Genomic DNA, 7,101 nt, shown 5'->3' with positions numbered 1-7,101 from the left:
GGTGCCTCAGTCAGTTTATCTGATACTGATACACCGCTATCGGGAGCAAGCCCCCTCCCACAATAAAGCAAAGCAGTCCTGAGCTGGGTCTACAGGATGTAGCGCGACAAGTCTTCGTTCTGCGCCAGTTCGCCCAAGTGGCTGTTGACGTAGTCGGCGTCGATCTTGATCAGCTCGCCGTTCTGCGCACCGGCCAGGTCACCCGCACTGAAGGACACTTCTTCCAGCAAACGCTCCAGCAGCGTATGCAGGCGGCGCGCACCGATGTTCTCGGTCTTCTCGTTGACCTGCCAGGCGATTTCGGCCAGGCGCTTGATGCCGTCCGGTTGGAACTCGATCCCCAGGCCCTCGGTTTTCAGCAACTCACGGTACTGCTCGGTGAGCGAGGCATGCGGCTCGCTGAGAATGCGTTCGAAGTCGCCCGGCGTCAGTGCCTTGAGTTCCACGCGAATCGGCAGGCGGCCTTGCAGTTCCGGCACCAGGTCGCTGGGCTTGCTCAGGTGGAAAGCACCGGAGGCGATAAACAGGATGTGGTCGGTCTTGACCATGCCCAGCTTGGTGTTCACGGTGCAGCCTTCGATCAGCGGCAGCAGGTCGCGCTGTACACCTTCGCGGGATACATCGACACCGCCGGCGTTACCGCGCTTGGCCACCTTGTCGATCTCATCGATAAACACGATACCGTGCTGCTCGACGGCTTCCAGGGCCTTGGCCTTGAGTTCTTCCTCGTTCACCAGGCGACCGGCTTCTTCGTCGCGCACCAGTTTCAGTGCTTCCTTCACCTTGAGCTTGCGGCTTTTCTTCTTGCCCTTGCCCATATTGGCGAACAGGTTCTGCAACTGGCTGGTCATTTCTTCCATGCCAGGCGGGGCCGAGATGTCGACGCCGGAGATTTCGGCGACTTCGATCTCGATTTCCTTGTCGTCCAGTTGGCCTTCACGCAGGCGCTTGCGAAACAGCTGGCGCGTGTTGGAGTCCGAGGCCGGTGCGGCGTCTTCGTTGAAACCCATGCGTGCCGGCGGCAGCAGCGCGTCGAGGATGCGCTCTTCGGCGGCGTCTTCGGCACGATGGCTGACCTTGCTCATCTCCTGCTCGCGCAGCAGCTTCAAGGCCGCGTCGGCCAGGTCACGAATGATCGACTCGACGTCGCGGCCTACATAGCCCACTTCGGTGAACTTGGTGGCTTCGACCTTGATGAAGGGGGCGTTGGCCAACTTGGCCAGGCGACGGGCGATCTCGGTTTTACCGACGCCGGTCGGGCCGATCATCAGGATGTTCTTCGGCGTTACTTCAACGCGCAGTTCTTCGGGCAGTTGCATCCGGCGCCAGCGGTTACGCAGCGCAATGGCAACGGCGCGCTTGGCATCGTCCTGGCCGATGATATGGCGGTTAAGTTCATGGACGATTTCGCGGGGAGTCATGGACATAGTGTTTGGCGGCCTCAAGCGCAAGTAAGCCTGCGGCTTACTCGGCGAGGTCCTGCTCCTCAATGGTCTGGTTGTGGTTGGTGAACACGCAGATATCGCCGGCGATACCCAGGGCGGTTTCGACGATTTCCCGGGCCGACAGGTCGGTTTTCTTCAGCAGTGCGCTGGCTGCCGCCTGGGCGTAGCCGCCACCGGAACCCATGGCGATCAGGCCATGTTCAGGCTCAACCACGTCGCCGTTACCGGTGATGATCAGGGACGCGTCTTTGTTGGCAACGGCCAGCATGGCTTCCAGGCGGCTGAGGGAGCGGTCGGTGCGCCATTCTTTGGCGAGTTCGACGGCGGCGCGAACGAGATGGCCCTGGTGTTTTTCCAGTTGGCCTTCGAAGCGCTCGAAGAGGGTGAAGGCATCGGCGGTAGCGCCGGCAAAGCCTGCGAGAACCTGGCCGTGGTACAGGCGGCGCACTTTCTTCGCGTTGCCTTTCATCACGGTATTACCCAGGGAAACCTGGCCGTCGCCGCCCATGACGACTTTGCCGTGGCGACGTACTGAAACGATGGTGGTCAAGGGGAGAGTCTCCACGCAGCGGGGCGAAAATGCCCTGATGGAAACTCATATGGGGGTGACGAGGAGGATTTCAACCGTAGGGGGGTGTGGCGGACGAGTGGTGTTTATCGGTCTGACGCACACTCGAGAACACTGCAGAGCCAAATGTGGGAGGGGGCAAGCCCCTCCCACATTCTTGATCAGCGGCTCTGGCGTTGTTGTAACAGCAGGTTACTAAACCCGGCGCCAGCCAGTTGCTTCTGTGCCACGGTCAGTTGCTCACGGTTGCTGAACGGGCCTACCAGCACGCGATACCAGGTCGCATCCTTCACCGTGCCGGACTCAACCGTCACCGCCTGGCCCAACAGAATGATCTGTGCACGCACGCGATCGGCATCCGCCTGTTTCGGGAACGAGCCCGCCTGCAGGAAGAACTTGGTCACTGGCGCTGCCTTGGTGGTGGCGACCGGTGGCGGCGGTGGCGGGGTGATGCCGGCCAGCGCGGCCTGGGCGCGTGCGGTGTCGATCTTCGCCGCTTCCGCAGGCGTTACCGGGGTGGTCGGCACTTGTGGCGTCGGCAGGGTTTTCTCCGGCACGGCGTCGGGCGGCACGATCACTTCCGATTCCGGCAGCAGCGTGTAGAAGTCGTACTTTGGCTTCACCGGTGCGGTCGGGCTCGGCGCCGTCTTGTTGGCTTCGGCTATTTTCGTGGCCTTCTGCTGCTCTTGCTTGACGCGTTTTACGTCATCGCCTTTGCCCGGCTCCAGCTTCATCAGGATCACGACAAACGCACCGACCGCCAGGCCGATGGCCATCCACAGCCAACCCGGAATAGGTTTCTTCGCCGGAGCCTGGTAGCGGCTGGCGCCGCGCTTGGGGGCAGGTTTTTTCTTGGCAGCCAACTTACATACGCTCCAGAGTTTCCAGGCCCAAGAGTTCCAGGCCTTGCTTGAGGGTCCGTCCAGCCAGTGCGGCGAGGCGCAGGCGACTTTGCTTTTGCGCTTCGTCGTCGGCGCTCAGGATCGGGCAATTCTCGTAGAAGCTGGAGAACAGGCCGGCCACTTCGTACAGGTAAGTGCAGAGGATGTGGGGCGTGCCTTTTTCGCCAACGCTGTTGAGCACTTCACCGAATTGCGCGAGCTTGGCTGCCAGCTCTTGTTCCTGCGGCGCGGCGAGTACGATCTGGCCTTCGACTTCGCTGAAGTCCTTGCCCAGCTTGCGGAATACGCCGGCTACGCGAGTGTAGGCATACAACAGGTAGGGGGCGGTGTTGCCTTCGAAGTTGAGCATCAGGTCGAAGTTGAAGCTGTAGTCGCTGGTGCGGTGCTTGGACAGGTCGGCGTACTTCACCGCCCCAATGCCCACCACGCGGGCGATGTTGCGCAGGTCGGCCTCGGCCAGTTCCGGGTTCTTTTCTTTCACCAGGTTGTAGGCACGCTCCTGTGCTTCGGTCAGCAGGTCGATCAGCTTCACGGTGCCGCCGTCGCGGGTCTTGAACGGGCGGCCGTCGGCGCCGTTCATGGTGCCGAAGCCCATGTGTTCCATTTCCATCGGGTGTGTCACGAACCCGGCCTTGCGCGCCACCGCGAAGACCTGCTGGAAGTGCAGGGCCTGGCGCTGGTCGACGAAGTACAGCGCACGGTCAGCCTTGAGCTTGCCGCTGCGGTAGCGTACGGCAGCCAGGTCGGTGGTGGCGTAGAGGTAGCCACCATCGGCCTTGACGATGATCACCGGCAGCGGCTCGCCTTCGGCGTTTTTGAATTCGTCGAGGAACACGCATTGGGCGCCGTTGCTTTCGACCAGCATGCCTGCGGCCTTCAAGTCGTTGACCACGTTGATCAGGTCATCGTTGTAGGCGCTTTCGCCCATCACGTCGGCCATCGTCAACTTGACGTTGAGCAGTTCGTAGATCTTCTGGCAGTGGGACAGCGAGATGTCCTTGAACCGGGTCCACAGTGCCAGGCACTCGGCGTCGCCGGCTTGCAGCTTGACTACCAGGCCGCGGGCGCGGTCGGCGAACTCTTCGGATTCGTCGAAGCGCTTCTTGGCGGCGCGGTAAAAGTTTTCCAGGTCCGACAGTTCATCGCTGGTGATCGGGTTTTCCTGCAGGTAGGCCATCAGCATGCCGAACTGGGTGCCCCAGTCGCCGACGTGGTTCTGGCGAATCACTTCATCACCGAGAAACTCCAGGACCCGGGCCACGCCGTCGCCGATGATGGTCGAGCGCAAGTGGCCGACGTGCATCTCTTTGGCCAGGTTGGGGGCCGACAGATCGACCACGGTGCGCTGCGCCGGGCCGGCCTTGCGTGCGCCCACGTGAGCATCGGCCAGTGCCGCGTCGAGACGACTGGCCAGGGCCTGGGTGTTCTGGAAGAAGTTGATGAAGCCAGGGCCTGCGATTTCGGCCTTGGTGACACTCTCGTCGGCAGGCAGCGCGGCGATGATCTTTTCTGCCAGGTCGCGTGGTTTCATGCCCGCGGGCTTGGACAGCATCATCGCGATGTTGCTGGCGAAGTCGCCGTGGGTCTTGTCGCGGGTGTTCTCCACCTGGATCGCCGGCGTCAAGCCTTCAGGCAACACACCTTCGTCGACGAGTTGGGTGAGGGCTTGTTGGATCAGCTGGCGAATGGTGTCTTTCATGGTGTTCTCTTTCGACCGCAAGCGGCGGCGCGCGAAGCGCAGGTGGAAAAACTGGGCATTATCCGTGGCGAGGGCGGGCTTGCCAACCTTCGAAGGTCCTTCACGGACGATTAACCTGTGGCAGGGGCTTCAATACAAATCTACCGGGTCCACATCCAACGACCATCGCACCTGCCGGCCACTGGGCATTTGCTCCAGGGCAAGCAACCAGCTACTTAATAGCCGATGCAGGGGCGCGCGGGACGTCGCCTGCAAGAGTAGCTGGGCGCGATAGCGCCCGGCGCGGCGCTCCATGGGGGCAGGCACCGGGCCGAGCAATTCGATGCCGGTCAGACCCAGTTCGCCCAATAAACGTTCGGCGAGGCTGCACGCCTCATCGAGAAAACCTTCGGCCTGGCCCGGTTTGTGTGCTTCAGCCCGCAACAAGGCCAGGTGGGCGAACGGCGGCAGACCGGCGGCGCGGCGTTCGCTGAGCGCCTGTTCGGCGAAGGCAAAGTAACCTTCTTCCGTCAGCTGGATCAGCAGCGGATGGTCGGCCAAGTGGGTCTGGATAATCACCTTGCCTGGCTCTTCGGCGCGCCCGGCCCGGCCTGCGACTTGTACGATCAACTGCGCCATGCGCTCACTGGCGCGGAAGTCGCCGGAGAACAGTCCGCCATCGGCATCCAGGATCGACACCAGCGTCACCCGTGGAAAGTGATGCCCCTTGGCGAGCATCTGAGTGCCGATCAGGATGCACGGCTGGCCCTTCTGGATGGTGGCGAACAGCTGGTTCATGGCGTCTTTACGCGAGGTGCTGTCGCGGTCGACCCGCAGCACCGGGTAATCCGGGAACAGAATCCCCAGGCGTTCCTCGGCGCGCTCGGTGCCGGCGCCCACCGGGCGCAGGTCCACCTTGCCGCACTGGGGGCAGTGGCGCGGCACCCGTTCCACGTGGCCACAGTGGTGGCAGCGCAGCTCGCCGTAGCGCTGGTGCACGGTCATGCGCGCATCGCAGCGCTCGCACTCGGACATCCAGCCGCAATCGTGGCACAGCAGCGTCGGCGCAAAGCCCCGACGGTTGAGAAATACCAGAACCTGTTGGCCGGCGGCGAGTGTCTGTCCGATGGCTTGTTGCATCGGCCCGGAAATGCCGCTGTCCAGTGGCCGGCTTTTTACGTCCAGGCGCAGGAAGCGCGGTTGTTTGGCGCCACCGGCGCGCTCGTTGAGGCGCAGCAGGCCGTAACGGCCGGTGTAAGCGTTGTGCAGGCTCTCCAGTGAGGGCGTGGCGGAACCCAGCACGATAGGAATGTCTTCCTGGCGCGCTCGCACCAGCGCGAGGTCGCGGGCGTGATAGCGCAAGCCTTCCTGCTGTTTATAGGAGCCGTCATGCTCCTCGTCGATGATGATCAACCCGGGGTTCTTCATCGGCGTGAACAGCGCCGAGCGGGTGCCGATAATGATGTCGGCCTCGCCGTCGCGCGCAGCCAGCCAGGACTCCAGGCGCTCACGGTCATTGACTGCCGAGTGCACCAGGGCGATACGGGCGTTGAAGCGCTGTTCGAAACGCGCCAGGGTTTGCGGGCCGAGGTTGATCTCGGGGATCAACACCAGGGCCTGTTTGCCGGCTTGCAGGGTTTCGCGGATCAACTGCAAATAGACTTCGGTCTTGCCGCTGCCGGTGACGCCGGCCAGCAGGAACGCGTGGAAGCTGTCGAAGCCTGCACGAATGGCTTCATAAGCCGCCCGTTGTTCAGTGTTCAGCGGCAGTTCGGGCTGGGCCAGCCAGTGTTCATGGCGTGGGTCGGGGGCGTGCTTGCGGATTTCCACCTGCACCAGGCCCTTGGCCAGCAGCAGGTCGAGGCTGTCTTTGCTGAGCATCAGCTTGCTCAGTAACGGATGCGCCACGCCATGGGGATGCTGGGCCAGCGTGGCCAGGGCTTCACGCTGACGCGGCGCGCGGGCGATGCGCGGGTCGTCGAGGCGTGCGCCGGGGACTATCGACCAGAAGCGTTCCTGGCGAGCCTCCGCCAGTTCGCCTTGGCGCAGCAACACCGGCAGCGCCCAGCTCAAGGTATCGCCGAGGCTGTGTTGGTAGTACTGGGCGGTCCACAGGCACAGCTTGAACAGCGCGGGCGGCAGTGGGGCAGTGGCGTCGAGGATGGCCAGGGCCGGCTTGAGCTTTTCGGCGGGGACTTCGCTGTGGTCGGCGATTTCCACCAGGATCCCGATCATTTCCCGCCGCCCGAACGGTACGCGCACGCGCATGCCTGGCTGCAACTGCGCACGTGATACGCCGGCCGGGGCCCGGTAGTCGAACAGGCGGCGCAGGGGCGAGGGCAGGGCTAGGCGCAAAATGGCGTCGGGCACGCGGGGAGTCTCTCATAAAGGCAGGCGGTGGCGCAGGTGCGGGAGCCTAGCAGACGGGGGAGGGCTTGGGGTAGCCGATGGTTTTCTGATGAAAGGGCGGTTTGCGCCACGGGCACCGCTTGCGCGATTAAAAAGGTC

Annotated in this window: 5 protein-coding genes; all 5 read right to left on the bottom strand. The window is 63.0% G+C overall.

Annotation, left to right across the window (positions count from 1 at the left end; translation table 11 throughout):
* Positions 1–89: 89 nt before the first annotated feature.
* The 5 genes from hslU to ACQRBT_RS07165 all read right to left on the bottom strand — a co-directional run bounded on the left by hslU (position 90) and on the right by ACQRBT_RS07165 (position 6,963).
* Positions 90–1,427, bottom strand: a complete 1,338-nt coding sequence (gene hslU / locus ACQRBT_RS07185; protein WP_090367283.1) for an ATP-dependent protease ATPase subunit HslU — start codon at positions 1,425–1,427, stop codon at positions 90–92.
* Between the two features lie 37 nt (positions 1,428–1,464).
* On the bottom strand, positions 1,465–1,995 hold the full coding sequence (hslV, locus tag ACQRBT_RS07180) for an ATP-dependent protease subunit HslV (protein WP_003171209.1): 531 nt from the start codon (positions 1,993–1,995) through the stop codon (positions 1,465–1,467).
* Between the two features lie 179 nt (positions 1,996–2,174).
* Positions 2,175–2,876, bottom strand: coding sequence for an SPOR domain-containing protein (locus ACQRBT_RS07175; protein WP_016972721.1), 702 nt, complete (start codon positions 2,874–2,876; stop codon positions 2,175–2,177).
* Between the two features lies 1 nt (position 2,877).
* Positions 2,878–4,614, bottom strand: a complete 1,737-nt coding sequence (gene argS / locus ACQRBT_RS07170; protein WP_198760840.1) for an arginine--tRNA ligase — start codon at positions 4,612–4,614, stop codon at positions 2,878–2,880.
* Positions 4,615–4,743: 129 nt separating this feature from the next.
* Entirely contained in the window at positions 4,744–6,963 is a 2,220-nt protein-coding gene (locus ACQRBT_RS07165; protein WP_060755210.1) for a primosomal protein N', read from the bottom strand.
* Positions 6,964–7,101 lie beyond the last annotated feature (138 nt).

Source organism: Pseudomonas sp. R19M (assembly GCF_050312585.1).
Taxonomy (GTDB): Bacteria; Pseudomonadota; Gammaproteobacteria; order Pseudomonadales; family Pseudomonadaceae; genus Aquipseudomonas; species Aquipseudomonas palleroniana.
The sequence above is the reverse complement of the archived record's forward strand: the minus strand, read 5'-3'. Positions and strand labels throughout refer to the sequence as shown.